General features: G+C 73.1%; 13 protein-coding genes. 5 read left to right on the top strand and 8 right to left on the bottom strand.

Annotation, left to right across the window (positions count from 1 at the left end; translation table 11 throughout):
* Window positions 1-19: 19 nt before the first annotated feature.
* The 5 genes from AC4IJH_RS39650 to AC4IJH_RS39670 form a co-directional block, all read right to left on the bottom strand.
* Window positions 20-493, bottom strand: a complete 474-nt coding sequence (locus AC4IJH_RS39650) for a hypothetical protein (protein ID WP_490856861.1) — start codon at window positions 491-493, stop codon at window positions 20-22.
* Between the two features lie 319 nt (window positions 494-812).
* A complete protein-coding gene (locus AC4IJH_RS39655) occupies window positions 813-2,330 on the bottom strand; it encodes a PrsW family intramembrane metalloprotease (protein WP_490856862.1) in 1,518 nt (505 codons plus the stop codon).
* A gap of 235 nt (window positions 2,331-2,565) precedes the next feature.
* Window positions 2,566-3,492, bottom strand: a complete 927-nt coding sequence (trmB, locus tag AC4IJH_RS39660; RefSeq protein WP_490856863.1) for a tRNA (guanosine(46)-N7)-methyltransferase TrmB — start codon at window positions 3,490-3,492, stop codon at window positions 2,566-2,568.
* 176 nt (window positions 3,493-3,668) lie between these two features.
* A complete protein-coding gene (gene lhgO / locus AC4IJH_RS39665) occupies window positions 3,669-4,892 on the bottom strand; it encodes an L-2-hydroxyglutarate oxidase (RefSeq protein WP_490856864.1) in 1,224 nt (407 codons plus the stop codon).
* Window positions 4,893-5,172: 280 nt separating this feature from the next.
* A complete protein-coding gene (locus AC4IJH_RS39670; RefSeq protein WP_490856865.1) occupies window positions 5,173-6,627 on the bottom strand; it encodes an NsdA family TPR-like regulatory protein in 1,455 nt (484 codons plus the stop codon).
* A gap of 757 nt (window positions 6,628-7,384) precedes the next feature.
* On the opposite strand from AC4IJH_RS39670, the gene AC4IJH_RS39675 reads away from it, so the two are divergent.
* Window positions 7,385-9,484 (top strand): asparagine synthase-related protein, encoded by a 2,100-nt coding sequence (locus tag AC4IJH_RS39675; RefSeq protein WP_490856866.1) that lies wholly within the window; start codon window positions 7,385-7,387, stop codon window positions 9,482-9,484.
* A 108-nt stretch (window positions 9,485-9,592) separates the two neighbouring features.
* Window positions 9,593-13,174, top strand: coding sequence for an AfsR/SARP family transcriptional regulator (locus AC4IJH_RS39680; RefSeq protein WP_490856867.1), 3,582 nt, complete (start codon window positions 9,593-9,595; stop codon window positions 13,172-13,174).
* Here the strand turns inward: AC4IJH_RS39680 and AC4IJH_RS39685 are convergent.
* Window positions 13,161-15,155 (bottom strand): sigma-70 family RNA polymerase sigma factor, encoded by a 1,995-nt coding sequence (locus tag AC4IJH_RS39685; protein ID WP_490856868.1) that lies wholly within the window; start codon window positions 15,153-15,155, stop codon window positions 13,161-13,163. The two genes, AC4IJH_RS39680 and AC4IJH_RS39685, sit on opposite strands and share 14 nt — an antisense overlap.
* A gap of 423 nt (window positions 15,156-15,578) precedes the next feature.
* The gene (locus AC4IJH_RS39690; protein WP_490856869.1) at window positions 15,579-16,493 is read right to left on the bottom strand and encodes a TetR/AcrR family transcriptional regulator; all 915 of its coding nucleotides are present in this window, start codon (window positions 16,491-16,493) and stop codon (window positions 15,579-15,581) included.
* Window positions 16,494-16,997: 504 nt separating this feature from the next.
* Here AC4IJH_RS39690 and AC4IJH_RS39695 point away from each other — a divergent pair.
* Together AC4IJH_RS39695 and AC4IJH_RS39700 are read left to right on the top strand one after the other, a co-directional pair.
* The gene (locus AC4IJH_RS39695; RefSeq protein ID WP_490856870.1) at window positions 16,998-18,305 is read left to right on the top strand and encodes an NAD(P)/FAD-dependent oxidoreductase; all 1,308 of its coding nucleotides are present in this window, start codon (window positions 16,998-17,000) and stop codon (window positions 18,303-18,305) included.
* A 325-nt stretch (window positions 18,306-18,630) separates the two neighbouring features.
* Window positions 18,631-20,412, top strand: a complete 1,782-nt coding sequence (locus tag AC4IJH_RS39700; protein ID WP_490856871.1) for an ATP-binding SpoIIE family protein phosphatase — start codon at window positions 18,631-18,633, stop codon at window positions 20,410-20,412.
* 201 nt (window positions 20,413-20,613) lie between these two features.
* Here AC4IJH_RS39700 and AC4IJH_RS39705 read toward each other — a convergent pair whose 3' ends face one another.
* Window positions 20,614-21,909 carry an MFS transporter gene (locus tag AC4IJH_RS39705; RefSeq protein ID WP_490856872.1) on the bottom strand — a complete coding sequence of 432 codons (1,296 nt, stop codon included), beginning with the start codon at window positions 21,907-21,909 and terminating at the stop codon, window positions 20,614-20,616.
* Between the two features lie 139 nt (window positions 21,910-22,048).
* Here AC4IJH_RS39705 and AC4IJH_RS39710 point away from each other — a divergent pair, with 139 nt between their 5' ends.
* On the top strand, window positions 22,049-22,615 hold the full coding sequence (locus AC4IJH_RS39710) for a MarR family winged helix-turn-helix transcriptional regulator (protein WP_490856873.1): 567 nt from the start codon (window positions 22,049-22,051) through the stop codon (window positions 22,613-22,615).
* Window positions 22,616-23,015: the final 400 nt, after the last annotated feature.

The raw sequence follows: 23,015 nt of genomic DNA on the forward strand, positions 1-23,015 counted from the left end.
GAGTACGAAACCGTCATGACTACACCGGCCGCCCAGGCCGCGTGACCACACTTGTCACCCAAATCTGCAGCAGACCCCGGAGTTTGTCCGGGGAGCCTCGGAAGCGCTCTCCACCGCCGGGGCGGTACTGGTGGTACCAGGCGGTGTCGCCGATCACTTCGGGGAGTTCTTGGCCTAAGGAAAGGAAAGACTCCTGGCAGTCGTCGTTGGGGTTGGCCAGTCCTTGGGAGAGATCCTCCTGCTTGTTCAGGATTTTGGCGATCTGGCTGTCCGTGGCCATGTATTCGCGGGCGGTCTGCATCAGCCCGGCACTGGTCTGCCCCAGCACGTAGGCGCTGAACCCCATCTGGTCGACAGTGATCTTGGCTGCCGGCTCGTACATCTTCGCGAAGGCTTGCCCGGCATCGTCGTCCCCGGCCATCCCCTCCTGCTGGGATAACTCGTGGGACAGAGCGATCGTGGTGTCGCGCGTGCCACGCATCACCTCGACCATGCCCCTCGATGCCTTAATCATCTCCGAAGCGTTCAGCTGGAATCCCGCGGAGCCGTACCCCATAACTTCCCCTCCCGTCACAGGACGAGCCCAGTCCCGCCCGCTGCTTGAGTCGAACAGAACTGCTTCGTTCTACCCCATGGCGATTGCCTCTTCGCAAGTCAGTTGCTCAAGCGGACGGGGCGGGTGCGCCAGACCGCCGTCGGGGTGGTGGGCTTCCAGCCAAGTTGCAAGGTCGTGTGTGCCGGGTTGCCGCAGCGCCTTTCTTGTACTTGGGGCCGCACCAACAAGAGACTCTGCAGGGGTGGGGGCCCGGGCGTCAGCGGTGGCGGCCCGGGGGGTGGGTGTACGGGGTGCCCGGCGGTGGGCCGTAGGGCGGAGGGGGCAGGTGAGGGGGGTATGGGCGGTGGGTGTGGTGGAGGGCTTGGGTGTAGGTGGGGTGGGAGGTGGGGGTTAGGGGCCAGAGGCGGGTGAGGAGGGAGTGTTCGAGGGTGGTGAAGGTGGGGGTGGGGCCGGAGCGGTGGGCTCGGCGGCGGAGGAGGGCCAGGGAGGTGGCCAGGGCGGTGTAGTCGGAGATGGTGCGGGCGGCGGTGGGGCCCTGGGTGCGGCGGGCTATTTCGCGGGCTATGGAGCGGGTCTTGAGGTTGGAGAGGGCCACGGGGTCGGTGGGGGCGAGCCAGCCGGCTGTGGCGTACGGGCGCAGGTAGGAGGGCAGGGAGCGCAGGTCCTGCTGGCGGGCCCAGACGGCGAGCCAGGTCAGGGCGGCGAAGACCGGGACCATGAACAGGCCGTAGACGGTCAGGAAGCCGAAGCCGCCGAGGGTGGAGGCGCCGTTCCAGGCGGAGTGGAGGAGGACCGCGGTCAGCCAGCCGAGGAGGGGGAGGGCGATGCGCAGGGGGCGGCGGCGGGGGTAGCGGGTGGCCGCGATACCGAAGGCCAGGCCGGTCAGGACGGTGAAGAGAGGGTGGGCGAACGGGGACATGATGACGCGGACGAAGAAGGTGCCCGCGGTGATGGAGTTCAGGCCCGTGTAGCCCAGGTCCTGGTCCTGCCCGAACGCGCTGCCGAGATAGAGGATGTTCTCGGTGAAGGCGAAGCCGGTGGCGGTGATGCCCGCTATGACGATGCCGTCGGTGATCCCGTCGAAGTCCCTGCGGCGGAAGAGGTACAGCAGGAGGATGGAGATGGCCTTGACCGACTCCTCCACCACCGGCGCTATGGCCGTGGCGCCCCAGGTCTCGGCGTCGGAGGGCGAGGCGGCGCTCAGGTTCGTCGCCAGCCAGTCGGTCGCGAAGCTGTTGGCCAGGATCGCGACGAGCGTGGCGGCGCAGGCGCCCCAGGCGAAGGCGAAGGCAAGGCTGCGCCATGGGGCCGGGTCTATTCGGTCCAGCCAGCGGAAGGCCGCTATCAGCAGCGGTACGGGGAAGACCGCCAGCCCCAGGCCGACGAGAAAGCCCTGCGTACCCGTCTGCTGGCGCACCATCGCGAGGATCACCACGCCGCACAGGGCGAGCAGGGTGAAGATCGCTATGGCGCGGGTCGTCTTGTTGTGCCAGAGCGTGCGCTTGAGGCCTTGCCACAGGGCCGTCCAGCGCGAGGGGGGTGTGTACGGGGCCGGGTACGGCGCTGCGTACGCGGGCCCGTACGGAGCCTGGCCCGGTGCCTGGTGCGGCGGGTGGGGCCAGTGCTGCGCCAGGGCTTGAGCCTGCGCCTGAGCCTGCGCCTCGTCCGATGGTGTGGCGGCGTGGTCAGGGGCGGGCGGGCAGGCCGGCAGGGGTGGCCGGCCGGGCGGCCGGGCCGGCATCGGCGGTTGCGAGGGCGGCTGGGACGGGTGCACCTATCGACCCTAACCATGCGCGGCGCTGCTGTGCGGTGGCCGGGGGAAGGAGAGCCGGGGATGGCTTGGTCACGGCCAGGGATGGCTTGGGGATGACTTACGGATGGTTGCGGGATGACTTGTTGTGGTTGGGGGTGGTCGGAGGCGGTCGGTGGTGGGGCGTACGGGTACGTCCCACGGCCTCCGTACTGCTGGAGCTGCCCGAAGTCGCAGCGGTCGCAGCAGCCGCAGACTCCTATGAGCCCTCCGTGCCGTCCGGGCGGCGGCGGAAGAGGAGGTCGTGGACGACGTGTCCCTTGTCCAGGCCCTGGCCCTCGAACTTGGTCAGGGGGCGGAAGTCCGGGCGCGGGGCGTAGCCGGGGTGGAGGTTCTCCAGGGTGGGCTCGGCGGAGAGGACCTCGAGCATCTGCTCGGCGTACGGCTCCCAGTCCGTGGCGCAGTGCACGATGGCGCCGGGGGCCAGGCGGGTGGTGACCAGGGAGATGAACTCGGGCTGGATCAGCCGCCGCTTGTGGTGGCGCTTCTTGTGCCAGGGGTCGGGGAAGTAGACGCGCAGGCCGGCGAGTGAGCCGGGGGCGATCATCTCGCGGAGCAGGATGATCGCGTCGCCGTTGGCGACCCGGATGTTGGACAGGCTGTTCCGCTCCGCGAGATTGAGCAGGTTGCCCTGACCTGGCGTGTGCACGTCGCAGGCGAGGATGCCGGTGTCCGGGTCGTCGGCGGCCATCTGGGCGGTGGCCTCGCCCATGCCGAAGCCGATCTCCAGGACGACCGGGCGGCCGTCGAAGAGGGCGTCCAGGTCGATACGGGAGAGGCCGTCGATGTCCAGGCCCCACTTGGGCCACAGGCGGCGCAGCGCGTCGGCCTGGCCGGGGGTGACCCGGCTGCGGCGGGGCTGGAAGGAACGGATCCGGCGCTCGTGGTGCGAGCCCGCCGGGTCGGCCGCGGGGCCCGTGCCGTCGGGGAACATCGGCTCACCGCGGGAGCCGCGCGCGGTACGCGGGGCGGGTGAGCCGGGGGCGTCGGCTGCGCCGTGCGAGGGCTGCGGGCCCTGCTGCGACGCGGGCCGGGCGTCGGCCTGCGCGGGCCGCTCGGCCTGCCCGTCCAGCTCGGACGTCACGGATTCGGCGGGGAGCGCGGGGTGCGCGGAGTTCTCGGACACAGTGCGTCGATTCTACGGGCGGTGCGCCAGGGGCCCGGGCAGCCGGGCGCCTGGAGGCGAGGAGTCTGGGGGCGAGGCGCCTGGAGGCGAGGAGTCTGGGGGCGAGGAGTCTGGGGGCGAGGAGCCTGGAGGTGGGGCGCGTCTCCTCACTCGAAACCCCTCAACCTCTCACCCCCTCAACTACCCCCACCCCTCCCCAGCACCCCCAGCGCCCGCCGCGCGATTTCCCGGCCGATCGGGAGGGAGGCCGTGGCCGCCGGGGAGGGGGCGTTGAGGACGTGGATGGTCTGCGGGGTCTGGGTGATGAGGAAGTCGTCGGCGAGGGTGCCGTCGGGGAGGACGGCCTGGGCGCGGACGCCGGCGGGGGAGGGGAGCAGGTCCGCTTCCTCCACGGCGGGCAGGAGGCGGCGGACGGTGTCGGTGAAGGCGCGCTTGGACAGGGAGCGGTGGATCTCGGTGGTGCCGTAGCGCCAGTGGCGGCGGGCTATGTGCCAGGTGCCGGGGTAGGCGAGGGTGCCGGTCAGCTCGGCGGGGCGCACGGTCCGCCAGCGGTAGCCCTCGCGGGCCAGGGCGGGCACGGCATTGGGGCCGAGGTGGACCGAGCCGTCGACGCCGCGGGTGAGGTGGACGCCCAGGAAGGGGAAGGCGGGGTCGGGGACGGGGTAGACCAGGCCGCGCACCAGGGAGCTGCGGGCGGGGTCCAGGGAGTAGTACTCGCCACGGAAGGGGACGATCCGCATGCCCGGGGCGTCGCCCGCCAGCCGCGCGATGCGGTCGCAGTGCAGGCCCGCGCAGTTGATCAGGACGCGGGCGCGGTGCACCGCACCCGAGGCCGTACGCACCGCGACGCGGCCGGGGCGGCGGCTGATGGCGCGCACCTCGGAGCCGTACGCGAGGTGGGTGCCGGCGTCGGCCGACAGGCGGGCCAGCTGGCGCGCCACCGCGCCGAAATCGCACACGCCGGTCGTGCCGACATGGATGGCGGCGAGGCCGCGCACCTCCGGCTCGTACTCCGCGATCTGGGCCGGGCCCAGCTCACGCACCGGCAGGCCGTGCTCCCGCCCGCGCTGGATGAGCGCGTGCAGCCGGGGCAGTTCGGCGCGCTCGGTGGCGACGATCAGCTTGCCCGTGACCTCGTGTGCGATGCCGTGCTCCGCGCAGAACTTGACCATCTCGGCCGAGCCCGTGAGGGCGTAGCGGGCCTTGAGGGAGCCGGGCGCGTAGTAGATCCCGCTGTGGATCACGCCGCTGTTGCGCCCCGTCTGGTGGCGGGCCGGTCCCGGCTCCTTCTCCAGCACCGTCACGCGCGTACCGGGCGCGGCGCGCGTGAGGGCATACGCCGTCGAGAGCCCCACGATGCCGGCACCGATCACCAGCACGTCGCTTTCGTACGCCGCCACAGCCCCTCCCCATCCCCATCGCGCGATCCCCATCGCGAACAGCCTTGCGCACTACGTCACGTCCGCACCCGGCACCGTGCCGGCCCGCGACATCACCACCGATGTACCCCATGATGACGTGGGGCACTGACAATTCCGTGTGCACCTCTGTTGAACAGGGGTTATACCGCTGTGGAGGGGGTGCGTGCGAGAGGGCCGTACCCAGCGGGCGCCCGGCGGCTGCCCGGCCGCCCGCCCAGCAGCTGTCCGGCCACCCGCCCACCCCGCCCCGCGCCCCGCCTCACACCGGCGCGACCAGCAGCGGCCGCGCGCGCTCCCGCAGCTCCATGACCCGCGGTTCGTCGCCGTACGGCTCCAGGCGGTGCAGCAGGTCGCGTACGTACTCCGTCGTACGCGCCGACGAGATCCGGCCCGCCACTTCCACCGCCCGGGTGCCCTGCGCGCACGCCGCGTCCAGGTTGCCCGACTCCAGCTCCGCGACGGCCGACACCACCAGCCGCAGCCCGTGGGAGCGCACGAACTCCTCGGTCGGGCGGCACAGCGCCTGTTCGGTGAAGCGCCGCACCTGGCGCGGCATCCTGAGGTCGCGGTAGCACTCGGCGGCGTCGGCGGCGAAGCGCTCGTAGGAGTAGAAGTCCAGCCAGGACGGGTCGGAGTCGCCCTCGCGCGAGCGCTCCAGCCAGCCCTCGGCGGCCTTCAGCGCCACCTCGCAGGCGCGCGCGTCACCGGCCTTGGCCTGGGCGCGGGCCTCCACCAGGCGGAAGAAGCTCATCGTGCGGGCCGTGGCCAGCCCGCGGTTGCGCTCCAGAGCGGCCTGCGCCAGGTCCACGCCCTCGTCGGCGAAGCCCCGGTACGTCGCCTGGAGCGACATCGAGGCCAGGACATATCCCCCCAAGGGGACATCGGCGGCGGCGCGCGCCAGCCGCAGCGCCTGGATGTAGTACCGCTGAGCGGCCTCCTGCTGGCCCGTGTCGAAGGCCATCCACCCCGCGAGCCGGGTCAGCTCGGCGGTCGCCCCGAACAGCGCGCGTCCCACGTCATCGCTGTACGAGGCGAGGAGTAACGGTGCCGCGTCCACCCGCAGGCACTCCGGCACCATCGACGAACGCCAGTCGCCGCCGCCGTACTTGGAGTCCCAGCGGCGCGCGTCCTCGGCCGCCTCCCGCAGCTTGGTGACATCGCTGTGGCCCACGTGCAGCGAGGCCGGGGCCTCCATGCCCGTAGTGGCGCCGCCGTCCCGCTCGCGGATCTCGGCCGCGTCCCGCGCCACCGAGCTGTCGGCGGGCGAGATCAGCCACCGCGAGGTGGGGGTCGCGTACGCGCTCACGGCGAAGGATCCGGCCAGGCTCTGCCAGATGCCGCCGCCGCCCGCCCGCCGTCCGGCCAGATCCAGTCGGTACAGCTCCGTGGCGGACCGCACCGCGGCCCCCACATCGCGCGGGAAGGCCAGCCCCACTTCAGGGGCGGGGTCGGCGTCCGCCAGCCCGATCTCGTGCAGCGGCACGGGCCGCCCGAGCTTGCTGCCGATGGCAGCCGCGATCAAGTGGGGCGCGGCGCCCTGGGGAACCATTCCCTTGGACACCCACCGGGCGACCGAGGTCTTGTCGTAGCGAAGCGTCAAACCGCGTTGCGCACCGAGGTCGTTGACCCTGCGGGCGAGACCGGCATTGCTGATCCCCGCGAGGGCGAGAACGGTGCCGAGCTTTTCGTTCGGCCCACGTATATCCCTGGACATGCGCACCCCTCGACCAAGCGACGGCCGCCCCGGTCTCCCCCCGGGACATGCGTCCACCCAGAGTAGTTCGCCGAATCCCGACCGTTAAGGGCTGATGTCTCGGATGGCGGGATTCAAGTCCAAACGGGGGTGCGGGCCGTGGCATGTGCTCCGGGTACGTGTTGCCGTGCGCCCGTGTGTGCGCGCTGGCAGCCCAGGGGCGGGAGCGCTTCCATGGTTCGTGCGTGGGTCGGCCCGCTGCACTGGATCCAGTGGGCTGGGGGACACCGCCACCTCATTCCCCGCGGGTGGCGGTCCGGTCCGGGGGGCGAGTCCCGCCTCCCGGACTGTCGCACCGGCCGGCGCCCGCGGATGCGTGCGGCTTCAACTAGGTAGTACGGAACGGACTTTGGCCGAAACGCACCGCCCGACGCATTCGCGCCGTGAGCGTTTTCCCGCGCCCCGTACCGCACCCGCTGCGCCCCGTACCGCACCCGCGCCACCGCCCTCCCGCGCGAGCGCGGGCTCCGCCGGCCGCTGACACGAGCGCGGTATCCGCCGGGCCCCTCGATGAGCGCGGGCCCCGCCGGATGCCGGTGCCCCGCACGCCACGCGCTCCCCGCGCCCCGCGCACGGCCCCCAACGGTCCGTATACGGACCCCCTTTGGCGCCTCCCGTACGCCCGTGCCGTGGCAGCATGGTCGGCACAACGACTGTGCGATCCGCTGTACGGGGTGGCAGTCCGTCCGCATGGACGGCGAATGGGGTGGAGGCGGCAATGCGGTGGTTGGTGGGGTGGAGCAGTACCGCCACGGGCCGGGCCCCCGCCGAAGAGGGCCGCACGGTCCTGCCCGTAGGGGCCCAGCTCCTGTGGGGCGACCCGGACCCCCTGTGGGCCGTCGGCGACTGGCGGCCGGACGAAGTGCGCGTGGTCCAGGCCGATGCTCAGACCCGGCTCGCCGTCTTCGGCGTCTGCGGCGCCACCGACGACCAGTTGCGCGTGGGCCTGTTCGCGGCCCGCGGCGGCGCGCTGCGCCACCTCACCGCCTGGCCCGGCAGCTATACGGCCGTCGTCCAGATCGGGCGCCGCATCACCGTCACCGGAGACCTCGCCGGCGCCCGGCCCGTCTTCCACACCCCGTGGGCGGGCGGCACCGCGTACGCCACCGCCGCCCTGCCGCTGGCCGACCTCATCGAGGCCAGCCTGGACGTGGGCCATCTGGCCGCGCTGCTGGCCTGCCCCGACGCCCCGGAGGCGATGGGCAGCGGCACCCCGTACGCGGGCGTGCGGCGCGTCGCCCCCGGCCACGCCCTGGTGCTGCGCGGCGGCAGCACCGAGATCACCTCCTACGAGCCCACCGCCTCGCTGGCCGTCTCCGCGCCCCAACTCGCCCCCGACCAGGCCGTGGACGGCGTACGGGAAGCGCTCGTGGAGGCCGTACGCGTCCGGCTCGCCGCGCCGCGGCACGTGCCCGACCCCGACGGCCTGGAGGGCCTGGACCCCGGCCCCGTGCCCGGCATGGGGCCCGCGGAGCGACGCGCGGCCCGCGGCGGACCGGCCCCCGGCATAGGAGCCGACCTCTCCGGGGGCAGCGCCTCGGGAACCCTCGCCCTTCTGGCCGCGGGCCTGCCCGGACAGCCGGGACGGATGAACGGCCAGGGCGAGCGGCTGCTGGCCGTCACCTTCAACGACCGCGCCACCAACGGCGTCCAGGCCTACCGCGAGGCCGAACTGGAGCGCGCCCGCAGCATCGCGGACAACCCCCGCCTGCACCACGTCGTGGTCGCCGCGGGCGCCGAGGCCCTCCCGTACGCCGACCTGGACAGCGGCCCGCTCACCGACGAGCCGGGCCCCGCCCTGATCACCGCCGGGCGGCACCGCAGGCGGCTGCTGTCCGGCGGCGCCGACCACTTCGTCGGCCACGGCGCCCGGCAGGTGCTGGACGCGCACCCGGCGCGCCTGGCCGACCTGCTCATGGAGCGGCGCAGGCGCCATCTGCTGCGCCCGGTCACGGCGTTGGCCAAGGCGGACGGGGCGTCCGCGCAGTCCGTGATGGTCCCCTTCACCGTCTACCGGGCCGCCCGCCGGCTGGCCCGTACCCCCTACAGCACCGGCATCTCCGAGACCGCCGACCTCCTGCTGCACGGAGCCCTCGCCGAGGAGGCTCCGGCCGCCGGAGCGGTGGACGCCTCGCTGGCCGCCCTGTCCTGGTGCCGTCCGGGGCCCGCGGCCCGCTGGCTTACGGGCGAGGCGCTGGCCGAAGTATCGGTTCGTCTGACCGACGCGGCGCTGCGCACCCCCGCGGTGGGCCGTCCCGGCGAGCGGCGGGCCCGCGCCGCGCTGGCCCGGCACGCCGCCGACCACCGCGTCTTCGAACAGGCCGCGGAGATCCGCAACCAGCGGCTGCACGCGCCCTTCCTGGACAACCAGGTCGTGCTCGCCTGCCGCGCGCTGCCCGACACCCTCCGCGTCCAGCCGGGCGCGCGCGCCGCGGTGCTGCGCGCCGTCCTGTCCGGCGCCGGCATAAGGGACCTGCCCCCCGGCTGGGGCGCCACCTCGCACATCACCCACGCCGCGGCCGTACGGGCCGGACTGCGCGGCTCGGTGGGCGACCTCGTCCGCCTCTTCGACGCCCCGCTGCTGGCCGACGCGGGGCTGGTGGAGGCCCGCGTCGTCCGCAAGGCCCTGCGCGCGGCGGCGGAGGGCGCCGCCCTCCCCCTGGACGGCCTGGCGGAACTGGTCTCCACCGAACTGTGGCTGCGCCGCCTGCTGGCCCGCCGCGGCACCTGCTGGACCGGCGCCAACGCGCCCCGCCAGCGGGCGGTGGCGGGGCCGCCGGGGGGCGGGGGCGGCGCGTTGCCGCATGTGGCGGGGTGAGCGGGGCGGTGCGCCGCTTCGGAACCGGGCCGCCCCCACAGCGCCGGGTGAGGCGCCGGAGCCCCGGCCGGGCACCGCGTTGTCAGTCACTGCCCTGACAATGGCCTCGTGAGGTACGCGATTCTGGGCGCCACCGAGGCGTGGGACGGGGACCGGGCCGTGCCGGTGGGCGGGCCGCGGGTGCGGGCGCTGCTGGCCGTGCTCGCGCTGCGCGCCGGCCGCCCGGTGACCGTCGCCGCCCTCGTGGAGGAGATCTGGGCCCTCGACCCCGCGCCGCAGGACGCACCCGCCGCCGTCCAGGCGCTGGTCGGACGGCTGCGGCGGGCGCTGGGCAAGGACGCGGTGCACTCCGTCCCCGGCGGATACGCCCTCGCCGTCGACGACCCCGACGACGTCGATCTGCGGCGCTTCGAGCGCCTCGTCGAGGCCGGTACGCAACAGCTGCGGACCGGCGAGGCGGCCACCGCGGCCCGCACCCTGCCTACGGCGCTGTCCCTGTGGCGCGGCCCCGCACTGGCGGACCTCCCGGACCGCGAGGCGGCGGCCGCCCGCCCGGAAGCGCTGCGGCTGACCGCACTGCGCCGGCGCATCGACGCCGATCTGGCGCTGGGACGCGCCGAGGATCTGCTCCCCGAAATACGGCAGTTGGCGGCGGCCCACCCCCTGGACGAGCCACTGCGCGGGCAGTTGATCCGCGCACTGCGCGACGCGGGCCGCACGGCGGACGCGCTGGAGGCGTACGAGGAGACGCGACGCGCGCTGGCCGACCGCCTCGGCACGGACCCCGGGCCCGAACTCCGGTCGCTTTACGGGCAGTTGCTGGATGGGGGGCGGGTAGGTGCGGGGGCCGCCGCGCCTAAAGGGCCCTCTGTGCGTACGGGTTCCTCTGTACGTACAGAATCTTCTGTACGTACGGAATCCTCCGCGCTTACGGGCCCCACCGCCCGTACCGACCCCACCGCCCGTACCGACCCCACCGCACATACCGACCCCACCGCGACTACCGACCCCAACAACGGCCCCCACCCCCACGACGCCCCCCACCCCAGCCACCCCGGCCCCCCACGCCCCCGCGGCAACCTCCGCGCCCGCCTGACCTCCTTCGTCGGCCGCGAGGCCGAACTGGCGGGCCTGCACCGCGACGTGACCCGCGACGGGGCCCGCCTGGTGACCCTCACCGGCCCGGGCGGCTCGGGCAAGACCCGGCTCTCCGAGGAGTTCGCCGCCACCCTCGCGCCCGCCCATCCGGACGGCGTGTGGATCGCCGAGTTCGCGCCGCTTGACGACCCCGGGGCCGTACCGGGCGCGGTGCTCTCCGCGCTCGGCCTGCGCGACACCAACGTCTTCACCGCCGCCATGGAGGCCCGCGCGGCCAAGGAAGGCGCCGATCCCACCACCCGCCTCCTGGAGTACTGCGCGGCGCGCCGCCTGCTGCTCGTCCTGGACAACTGCGAGCACGTCATCGACGCCGCCGCCGCGCTCGCCGAACGCCTGCTGGCGCACTGCCCCGGCCTGACCGTCCTGGCCACCAGCCGCGAGCCGCTGGCGGTGCCCGGCGAGGTGCTGCGCCCCCTGGAGCCGCTGCGGCCCGGCCCCGCCCACCGGCTGTTCGCCGAGCGTGCCGCGACCGTACGCCCCGGTTTCCGCGATGCCGAGGACCCCGAGGCCGTCGACGAGATCTGCCGCCGCCTGGACGGCCTGCCGCTGGCCATCGAACTGGCCGCGGCCCGGCTGCGGTTGCTCTCCCCGCGGCAGATCGCCGACCGCCTGGACGACCGCTTCCGGCTGCTGACCAGCGGCAGCCGCACCGTACTGCCCCGCCAGCAGACCCTGCGCGCCGTAGTGGACTGGTCCTGGGGGCTCCTCGACGCCTGCGAACGGGCCGTCCTGCGGCGGCTGTCGGTCTTCGCCGGCGGCTGCACCCTCGCCTCGGCGGAGGCGGTGTGCCGGGAGGACGACGCGCCCTCCGCCCCCGCCGTCCTGGACGTCATCGGCGCCCTCGTCGACAAGTCCCTGCTCGTCGTCGACCACCGGGCCGAGCCGCGCTACCGGATGCTGGAGACCATCCACGAGTACGCCCGCGAGCGGGCCGCCGAGCACCCCCGGGAGCGCGCCGCCGCCCTGGCCCGGCACACCGCGCACTTCCTCGATTTCGTCCAGGACGCCGAGCCGCGCATCCGCTCGGCCGAGCAACTGCCGTGGCTGGCCCGCCTGGAGGCCGACCTGGACAACGTACGCGCCGTACTGCACCGCTGTGTCGCCGCGGGCGAGGCGGACACCGTCGTCCGGCTCGTCCTTGCGCTGGGCTGGTTCTGGTGGCTGCGCAACTACCGCGAGGAGGGCGTGGCCTGGATCGAGCGCGCCCAGCAGATGTTCCCCGACCCGCCGCCGGACCAGGAAGGCGAGAGCGCCCCGGGCTTCTGGACCCGGATGGACCTCCACCTGCTGCGCTTCTACCTGCTCCAGGACGACCACATGGAGTCCGCCCTCCGCATCCCCGAGCACCGCCGGGTCGCCGAACTGCTGCTGCGTGCCTACAGTCGCCCCCGCCCCGGCAGCGCCCGCTTCCCCGGCCTGCTGTGGCCCTTCACCGGCTACTTCCTCGAAGGCCACCTCCGCATCCTCGATTCGATGACCGCCTCCCTGGCCAACGTCCGCCGCTATGGAGGCGACTGGGAGATCGGCGTCGCGCTGATGTTCCACACCCATATCGCCATCGACACCCCGGGCGGCCTGGGGCAGGCGGAGGCCGACCAGCAGGAGCTCGCCGAGATCGCCCACCGGGTCGGCGACCGCTGGCTGCTCGCCCAGATCAGCGAGGCCGCCGGCGAGATACACCAGAGCCGCGGCCGGTACGCACCGGCGAGGGCGTCCTACGAGCGGGCGCTGGCACTGACCCAGGAGCTGGGCGCGCACTCCGAAGTGCCCTACATCCTCGCGCGGCTGGCCGAACTCCACTACAGCGCCGGTGACTTCGCGGCCGCGGAGAAGGCGCTGCGCCGCGCCGACGAGGAGGCCTCGGAGTGGGGCATCCAGGACCCGCTCGCCTTCAACCACGCCGTACGGGCCCGTATCGCGCTGCGCCAGGGGCGGGTGTCCGAGGCGCAAGAGGAGTACGAGGCGGCCTGCCGCAGCGCCGAACTGGGCACGCCGCCACCGCAGTTCGCCGTCATCCTCCAGGTCGTCGCGGCCGGTATCGCGGTCGCGCAGGGCCATGCCCGCCGGGCGCTGCGCATCTGCCGCGAGGCCCTCGCCGGGGGCCAGGAACTGCACTGCTCCGAGGCCACCTTCGCGAGCGCGGCGGAGTGCGCCTCCCGCGCCCTGCACGCGGCGGGCGCCGACGCCGACGCGGTACGGCTGCTGGCCGCCGCACAGTCCTGGCGCGGCGCGCTGCCCAGGAACGTGCCCGACGAGGAGGACGCCACCCGCACCGGGACCCTGGCACGCCAGGCCCTGGAGAGCACACGCCCCGGCGCGTACGAACAGGCGCGCGCCGCGGGCGAACACCTGACACCCGCCGATGTCGTCGAGCTTCTGGCGGGCTACGACGACGGCCGCAGGGACACCCCTCGCGCGGACACCCCTCGCGCGGACACCCCTGGCGTGGGCACCGCTTGCACCGACGCCCCTCGTACCGACACCCCTCGTACCGACACTCCTCGCGCGGACCCGCCCGTCACCGGCAGCTGATCTGCGACTGCGCCCAGTCCGCGAAGACCGCTCCGGTCCTGTGCTCCGGCTCGACGACCAGCCGCAGTGTCTTGCGCCCGGCCAGCGGCACATGCACCGGCACCGCCGGCTCCCCGCCCCGCAGCACACCCGAGCTCCACAGCCGCACCCCGTCGGCATAGACGGCGAACCGCATCGAGCCCAGCCCCATGCCCAGATCGTCGACCCCGGCCATGGCGTCATAAGCAGTGCACTGGCGGTTGAGGTCGATGGTCACCGACGACGGCGCGTGCACGCTGACGCCGTGGGCGTACTTCGTGCCGTCGATGCTCAGGCCCTGCCGCTGCCACATCCAGCTGCTGTTGATCGCCCGCACCTCGGGCTTGCTGCCGTCGCCCATGAAGTCCCAGTCCAGCCGGTTGATCTGGAACGGACTGGGGGCGGGCGGCGGTGGTTTGGGCGTCGGCTTGGGCGGCGGTGGTTTGGGGGTCGGCTTCGGCGGCGGGGTGGGCTTCGGTTTGGGCGGCACCGGTTTGGGCGCGGGGGAGGGAGTGGGCTTCGGCTTCGGCTTCGGTTTCGGCGCGGGCGGCGCCGGCTTCGGCGGAGGAGGCGGTGGCGGCGGTTCGGGGCTGGGCGGCGGCGGTTCCGGAGTGGGCGACTGCGGCGCGGCCGGCGGCGGCTTGGGCGGCTGGGCGTGCGCCTCCTTCTTCGGCGGCGAACCACCGGCCAGCGCGATCGCCAGGGCCGTGCCCGCCACTACGGCCACGCCCACGCCGATGCCGACCTTCACGGGCGCGCCGACGCCCTCGGCGGCGGCCCCGCCGGCGCCCGCTGCACCGGCACCGGAACCGGCCCCCGCGCCCCCGGCGCCCCCCGCCGCCGCGGCCGCTCCGGCCCCCGCTGCCGCACCCGCTCCCGCGACCCCCGCCGCGGCGACGGCCGTCTTGATCGCGTACCCGGCGGCGAACCAGCCGATGACCGCGACCGGCAGCACCACGCGGATCCGCTCGTTGACGTCCGCGACCTCCATTGCGGCCGTACGGCAGCGGGCGCACTCCTCCAGGTGCTTGCGCAGCCCCCGCTCGGCGCGCATCCGCAGCCCGCCGCGCGCGTAGGCGCCCAGCCGGTCGGCGTAGCGCGCGCAGTCGCCCTCGGAGGTCAGCGCCTGGCTGACGTGCGCCTGCAGATAGGCCTGCTTGAGGCCCTCGCGGGCGCGGTGCGCCAGCACCGCCGTCGCATTGGCGCTCAGCCCCAGCAGCGGCGCGACCTCGCTGGGCGACTCGTCCTCCACCGCGGTGTGCCACAGCACCGTCTGATAGCGCTCCGGCAGACTGCGGAAGGCCTGTACGGCCAGCGACTGCTCGGCCTCGTGCATGGCGCGCACATCGGCGCCCAGGTCGATGCCGCCGCCCAGCGACCCGGTGTCCTCCAGGGACGATCCGGCCGCCGACACCGCGAAGACAGCGAAGTCCTCGACCAGCTGCTCCCGCTTGGCCGTCTTGCCCCAGGCGGCGGCGACCCGCCGCACCGTGGTCAGCAGATAGGCGCGTACGGCGGTGTCGGGCCCCGCCCCGCCGCGCACCGCCTGGAGCGTACGGGCGAACACCTCGCCGGTCAGGTCGTCGGCGGTGTGCGCGTCCCGGCAGCAGCTGCGCGCGTACCGCTTCACCGCTTCCGCGTGCCGGCGGTACAGCTCCTCGTACGCGCTGTCCTCGCCGTCCCGCATCCGCGCGATCAACTCGCTGTCGGACGGAGTGAGTTCGGTGACCGTGCCGTATCCGGCGCTGGAACCCTCGCGGCCCTCGCGCTGCTGGGGCACGCTCCCCTCGGCGCGCTCGCGCCGCTCGGCGGGGCCGCCCGCCGGCCTGCTCCCGGCCGGGGGAGTGGCCCCCAACGGGCCGCCCTGGCCCGGCACTTGACGCGCGTGCCGCCCGCCGGAGCCACCGGCGCCGGCGGACCCGAGATCACCGCCGCGCTGCTCGTCCCGCCCGTCAACACCCATCGCGCAGGCCCCCGAACGCACTGTCACACTCGAACACCGCGCAAGCGTGACACATCGGAGGCCAAGGCTCGCCGGTCAAGCCGAGCAACCACTCATCCGGGGCGAGTTCGCGTACGGCAGCACTAGCGTTCACTCATCCGGGGCATGCTCCCTGAACGTCCCATAAACCCCGGCAAGTCAGACACCCTGCCGCACGGGCCGCGGGAAGCCGTACGAGAAGCCCCACCGCGCCTGCGGACCGGCCTCAAGGTCCTGGCCTCAACGTCCTGGCCTCAAGGTCCTGGTCTCAAGGACCCGGCCCTCAACAGCCCGGTCCCACACCCCCGCCCCGAAAGCCGTGCCCAAAAGCCGTGCAGGGCGTACGGACCCCGCGCCCAGCTGGCGCGCATGGTACGTACGCCCGACCCGGTCCGACCAGGCGGATCAGCGCGCGGGACGCGAGCGCAGACCCTCCAGCAGGATCTCCAGCAGCCGGGCGGAGGCCGCCTGCTGCTGCGCGGGGTCCGGCAGCGAGGGCGCGCCCGTCGCGATCACCAGCAGCACATCGGCGACCGTGACATCCGCGCGCAGTTCGCCCGCGGCCCTGGCCCGCTCCACGAGCTGGCCGACCACGTCCAGCAGCGCCTGAGCGCCGTCACCGTCCGCCCCGCCCTCCAGCGGCGCGGACACCGAGGACGGCATCGCCTCGGACACGGACGCGACCACCGCTTCCGCGGCGCCCGTCACCTCGGCCACCGGCTCGGCCGACGACTCGTCGTGGGGCACGCTGCGCTGCGGGACCACCCGCAGCTCGCCCGGCACGCCGTCCGCCACGGGCGCCACCCGCTGCTGCGGCACCCGCGCCTCGGCCTCGGCGCTCCCGTCGGGACCGGCGCCCACCCGCAGGATGCTCGGCGGCAGCAGCCGCCCCGCGCCCGAGGCCACCGACGTGCGCAGGAAGCGCGACAGCGCCGACCACGGGTCGTCCTCCTGGCCGAGGGCCGTACGCGCCTGCTCGGTGAGCCGGGACGTCTCCTCCTCGGCTATTCGACGGACCAGTACGTCCTTGCTGGGGAAGCGGCGGTAGACCGTCCCCACCCCGACGCGGGCCCGCCGCGCCACGTCCTCCATGGGCGCGCCGTAGCCCAGCTCGCCGAAGACCTCGCGTGCCGCGCGCAGTACGTGCTCCAGATTGCGCTGGGCGTCCACCCGCAGCGGTGTGCTGCGGCCGCCCCCGCCCGAATGTGCGCCTATCCCGGCGCCGTGAGTGCCGCTGCCGTTGCCTGAGCCGACACCGGTGCCGTCAGAGCCGTGCGAAGACGCGACGGCTGTCGACCATTGAGTGCTCTGAATGTGCATAGATGATCCCCCGGTAATGACGTCTCCCCCCGGAGACTCCCCGCCCTGACTGCCGGGGCGTACCGACGAAAGGCTGCACCCCGACGAGGTACGAACATAGTTGAGCGCAGGTCAAGAATGAAGGGGGTGGTTCCGTACAGTCCGCCCCCCGATCGGAGTACGTCTGCTTTCCGCCCCGATTCCGTACTCCCTCCCCGCCCTTCACGGACCGTCTGACCTGGGCGGTACGGCCGCGTAGCGCGGAAGCCGTCCGTCCGGCCGGTGTGCGGTGACCAGACATACATTTCGCCGGGCCTGTGGACAAAGCCGGGCCGCCGGTGCGTCATGGAACCCTGCCGTGCTTTCCGGGACGACATCGCGAGGAGATCACCTGTGCCCTCTGTGAAGCCTGAGTCTTCAAAGGCAGCGTCCTCAACGGAGGCGTCCTCAAAGGCAGGGGGCGCAAGCGATCTCTCGGCGAAGAACCCGGCGCGCATTCTCGTCGTCGGCGGCGGCTATGTCGGCATGTACACGGCGCTGCGCCTGCAGCGGAAGCTCAAACAGGAGCTGCGGCAGGGCGCCGTACGGATCGTGGTGGCCGACCCCGAGCCGTACATGACCTATCAGCCCTTCCTGCCCGAGGCGGCGGCCGGTTCCATCTCCCCGCGCCATGTCGTCGTCCCGCTGCGCCGGGTGCTGCCCGACTGCCAGGTCGTCATCGGCGAGGTCACCGCCATCGACCACGCCAAACGCACCGCCGCCGTCAAGACCCTGGCCACCGAGCACGAGGGCACCGGCGCCGTCGAGATGACCTACGACGAGCTGGTCCTGGCGCCCGGCTCCGTCTCGCGCACCCTCCCGGTCCCGGGTCTGGCCGAGTTCGGCATCGGCTTCAAGACCGTCGAGGAGGCCATCGGCCTGCGCAACCACGTCCTCGAACAGCTCGACATCGCCTCCTCCACCCGCGACCCCGGCATCCGCGACGCCGCCCTGACCTTCGTCTTCGTCGGCGGCGGCTACGCGGGCGTGGAGGCGCTGGCCGAACTGGAGGACATGGCCCGCTACGCCGTGCGCTACTACCACAACATCAAGCCCGAGGACATGAAGTGGATCCTGGTCGAGGCCACCGGCCGGATCCTGCCCGAAGTGGGCGAGGAGATGGGCCAGTACGCGGTCCGCGAGCTGCGCGGCCGCAACATCGACGTACGCCTGGAGACCCGGCTGGAGTCCTGCGAGGGCCGCACCGCCGTCCTCAGCGACGGCGCCCGCTTCCCCACCCGCACGCTCGTGTGGACCGCGGGCGTCAAACCGCACCCCATCCTGGCCGCCACCGGCCTTCCCCTGAACGAGCGCGGACGCCTCAAGTGCACCGCCGCCCTGCGCGTCGAGGGCGTCGAGCACGCCTGGTCGGCGGGCGACGCCGCGGCCGTACCGGACCTGACGGCGGGTGAGCCGGGCCGCGAGTGCGCCCCCAACGCCCAGCACGCGGTGCGCCAGGCCAAGGTGCTCGCCGAGAACATCGCCGCGAGCCTGCGCGGCGAGCCGGACCAGGACTACGCGCACAAGTACGCCGGCTCCGTGGCCTCCCTGGGCCTGCACAAAGGCGTCGCGCACGTCTACGGCCGCAAGCTGAAGGGCTATCCCGCGTGGCTGATGCACCGCGTCTACCACCTCAGCCGGGTGCCCACCTTCAACCGCAAGGCGCGGGTGCTGGCCGAATGGACCCTCGCGGGACTGTTCAAACGTGAGATCGTCTCGCTCGGCTCACTGGAACACCCGCGCGCCGAGTTCGAGCTCGCCGCGGGCACCGTCCGGCCACGCGAAGACGGCTGACAGCGGGCCGCGACAGGGCTGCCCGCCACCGCGAGTTGACGCCCCGTCGGCCGCGTCCGCGCCCGGCCGGAACGGAGCCAGGAACTCCGCTCCGGCCCCCGGCGTCTGACGGATGTCAGTCCGGTCGGCCACACTGGACGTGTGACCATGGGTGGGCTCGTATCTGCGAAGAGTGACAATCACGAGGATTCTGGACGTTTGCTGCATTACGCCAGTGGGTGCCGGAAGGGCCCCCAGCCGACACTCCCCAGGCCTCCGGCACGGAGGCACCGCCAGTCCGACGGCCCGATCCCGCGCGACGACGCGAAGTAAGAGGTACACCTCCGTGAACTTCACGCGCTGGAGCGCCCGACTCCCCGGCACACAGCGGCGCGCCGCCGCCCGGACCGACCGCGCGGCGGCCTCGCCCGACCGGTCCGCGGCCGCGGCTGCCGCCCCGCCGCAGCCCGCTGGTCCCAACTCCGCCCCCGGCTCGGTCCCCGCCGCCCGCGCCGAGCACCTCGACCCCGCGGCGCCCGACGACGGCCCACCGCCTCCCGAGGCACAACCCCCCACCGTGGACGCCCTGTCCGTCCACGACATCCTCGGCAAGGTCCCCGCCCTGGTGGCGGTCGTGTACGGCCCCGAGCACCGCATCGCGTACGTCAACGGCGCCTACGCCACCGTCTTCGGCACCCGCCCGCCCGGCCAGACCGCCCGCGAGGCCCTGCCGGAGCTGGCCGAGCTGGGCCTGATCCCGCTGATGGACCAGGTCCTGCGCAGCGGCAAGCCCCGTACGGTCAAGTCCCGCAGGGTTCCCGGCGGCGCCGGCTTCGACCGCTCCCGCGACGGCTACTACACCTTCACCTGCACCCCCATCGAGGTCGCCGGCAGCGGCCCGGCCCCCGACCCCGAGATCGCCTGCGTCGCCCCCAACCGCGGCGTGCTGGTCTTCGGCGCCGACGTCACCGACCAGATCGAGTCCGCCGAGCGGCTGCGCGCCAGCGAGTCCCGCCAGCGCGAGGCCGCGGTGACCCTCCAACGCTCCCTGCTCCCGCAGGAGTTGGAGCAGCCCGACGACCTGCGCGTGGCCGCCACGTACCAACCGGGCGGAACGGACGCCGCGGTCGGCGGCGACTGGTACGACGTCATCACCCTCGGTGCCGGCCGCACGGCCCTGGTCATCGGCGACGTCATGGGCCGCGGTGTGCGCGCCGCCGCCGTCATGGGCCAACTCCGCACCGCCGTACGCGCCTACGCCCGCCTCGACCTCCCGCCGCACGAGGTCCTCCAGCTCCTGGACGGCCTCGCCTCCGAGATCGACGCCAGCCAGATCGCCACCTGCGTCTACGCCGTCCACGACCCCAACGAAGGCCGCCTGGTCTACGCCTCGGCCGGCCACCTGCCCATCCTCGTACGCGACCCCGACGGCACGGTCCACCGCGCCGCCGAGCCGACGGGCCCGCCCCTGGGCACGGGAGGCTGGATCCACACCTCCGGCACGGTCCCGCTCACCCCCGGCTCCACCGCCGTCCTCTACACCGACGGCCTGGTCGAGCGCCGCGACAAGGACATCGACCACGGCGTCGAGGCCCTGGAAGAGGCCTTCGCCGGCGCCACCGGCGCCCCCGACATCATCTGCGACCGGCTCCTGCGTTCCCTGGGCATCTCCCCGGACCACGACGACGACATCGCCATCCTGGTCCTGCAGCACCCCGCCCGTACGGGCCACGACGCCGAGCTGTTCCACAACGCCGCCCTCGAACTCCACGGCGGCACCGAAGCGGCTCCCCGCGCCCGCGCCTTCGCCTCCGGCGTCCTGGCCTCCTGGCGCTTCTCCCCGGAACTCCACGACCTCGGCGTCCTCGCCGCCAGCGAACTCGTCGCCAACTCCCTCCAGCACGGCACCCCACCCATGCGCCTGCGCCTGCGCCGCACCGACCGCCGCCTGATCATCGAAGTCACCGACGGCGACGACCACCTCCCGCGCCGCCGCCGCGCCGAACCCGCCGACGAAGCAGGCCGCGGCATCTCCATCATCGCCACCATCGCCTCTTCCTGGGGCTCCCGCCGCACCCCCGGCGGCGGCAAAGCCGTCTGGTGCGAATTCGCCCTCCCCCGCCCCTGACCTCACCCACCCGTCGCGGGCAGGCGTTCCGCACGGCGAGGGGGTCCCCCTGCTCCTTAAGAGCTTGGGGGAGGGGGCACAACGGAACGACGAACCCGCACCCAAACCGGGGCTGCCGGGGACGCAGCCCAGGCAGCCCCGGATACGGGAAAGGGCGGGACCGGGGCACACACCCCAGTCCCGCCCCACCGGCCGCACGCGTCAGGCGACCTTGACCACCGACTCCGCCGCATCGAGCGAGACCCGCGGCTCCGCCGCGCCCGCCCGCTGCGGATTGTCCTGCGCCACCGTCAGCCGCCGCCCCAGCCGCAACGCCAACCCCACAATCCCCAACGCACAGACAACCATCAGCCCGATGTACGCCACGTACATCCCATGCCCCACCATCAGCGCTCCCACCGCCGGCCCCACGGCCAACGCCATCTGCTTGACCAGCGCAAACGCCGAGTTGTACTGCCCGATCAGCGCGCTCGGCGCCAGATCGGCCACCAACGGCGCCACCGTCGGCGACAGCATCGACTCACCGAACCCGAACAGCACATACGTCGAGATCAGCAGCCCCGTAGCCAGCGCATGCGCCCCCGGCACCAGCCCGGACAGCCCCGCCGCGACCCACGCCACGGTCCATATCGCACCGACCAGCGCCATGACGCGGCTGCGCCGCCGCCCCTCGACCAGCTTCAGCACCACGAACTGCGCCGCCACGATCGCCGCCGTGTTGGCGGCCAGCGCGATCCCCAGCGTCGACGGCGAAATCCGCGTCACCTCGGTCGCGTACGCCGCCAGCCCCGACTCGAACTGTCCGTAGCAGGCGAAGAACAGCACGAAGCCCAGCACGCACAGCCACACCATCCGCCGGTCCGCGAACAGCGCCCGCCATGCTCCCTTGGCCCGTTCGGCGACCGGCACCGCGTCCTCGACCTTCGGAGCCTTCGGCAGCCGTACGGTCGCGACCACCGCGCCCAGCGCCAGGAACATCAGGGCCTCGATGCCGAACAGCCGCACAAAGCTGGAGGCGTGCGACTCGTCGACCAGCAGTCCGCCGATGAGCCCGCCGAGCCCCAGCCCCAGGTTGTTCAGGAAGAACTGCGTGGCGAAGGCCCGCGACCGGGTCCTGGGCGTCGAGCACCACACGATCATCGTCGCGAGCGCCGGCTGGATGACGGCGATCCCCGCACCCAGCGCCGCCGCCGAGGCGATGACCAGCGGTTCCGAGCTGGACAGCCCCAGCCCGAGCGAACCGATGGCGGCGCAGATGGTGCCCACGGCAGCCACCGGCAGCGGGCCTCGCCGGTCGATGACCCGGCCGGTGAAAGGGAGGACGGCCAGCGCGGCCACGGCCAGCATCGCCAGTACGACACCCGCCGTACTCGCGCCGAGATCCCGAACCTTCGCCACGTAGACGTACAGGTACGGAACCGTGAACCCGTTGCCGAACGCGCTCAGCGCGTTCCCCAGCTGGATCCTGCGCAGCGCCGCGCTCATCGCCGTCGTCACTTCTCTCACCGCCTAGCTCACACCGAACAGGGCGAGACCGGAGGATCTCACCCTGAAGACTTCAACCTTAAAGTTCGAAGCTAAAGAGTACATGCCGAAGGACTTCAACGCCAATGGGTTACGTGTCATACTTCGGCGCATGCCTGATCCCGCAGACGCGGTCCCGCCCAGGAACTCGGCCGAGCCGAGCCTCGAGCAGCAGATCGCGGCCTACCAGCGTGAGTTCCAGGACCTCGACCCCCAGGTGGAACAGGTCGTCTCCGCACTCCAGCGCCTGAACCGCCGCATGAACGTCGCCTACGGACGCCAGACGGCCACCCTCGGCATAAGCAACGCCGAATGGGAGGTCCTCAAGGCCCTCGTCGTCTCAGGGGCCCCCTACCGTCTGGGCCCCGGCGACCTCGCCAAGCGCCTCGGCCTCACCCCGGCCGCCATGACCCACCGCATCGACCGCATGGCGAATGAAGGCCTGGTCACCAGAGAGCGCGACGAGTCCAACCGCGTACGGGTGATCGTCGAGCTCACCGACGAGGGCCGGGAGAAGTGGCTGGAGGCGATGCGCATGGCCTCGGTCTTCGAGGAGGACCTCCTCCAGGACCTCTCCACAGAGGAACGCGGCGTCCTCGGCGAGGTCCTGACCCGCCTCCTGCGTCGCGTGGAGGACGCCCAGCCGGACGCCGAAGGCCGGCTCAACGACCTTGACTGAACAGGGGTTGACACCACCCCTCTCGATACGTAGTGTTCTCCGAGTTGCCACGGAGCCGTAACGGTTCTGCGGCAGCCACTCGCGCCGCACCGGCGGCACACCACTACTCGCACGGCCCCCACTCGGGAACAATTTCGGCATGCCGAAATTCTGACCGAAGACTCAATTATGAGTCACCGGGAAAAGCCTCTAAAGTAGAGGCCACGCCGGAAGGCGCGAAAACCCCCTCCGACGGGGAATCGGAAACAAATCCGAACCGGAAACGGAACGGAAAAGGATCTGATAGAGTCGGAACCGCCGGAAAGGGAAACCAAGAAGGCGAACCCCGCTCCAACAGGGGGCCGGATCGGAAAAACGATCTGGTAAGGTTGGAAACGCAAGACCGAAGGGAAGCGCCCGG

This window comes from Streptomyces sp. UF-297 (assembly GCF_058245575.1).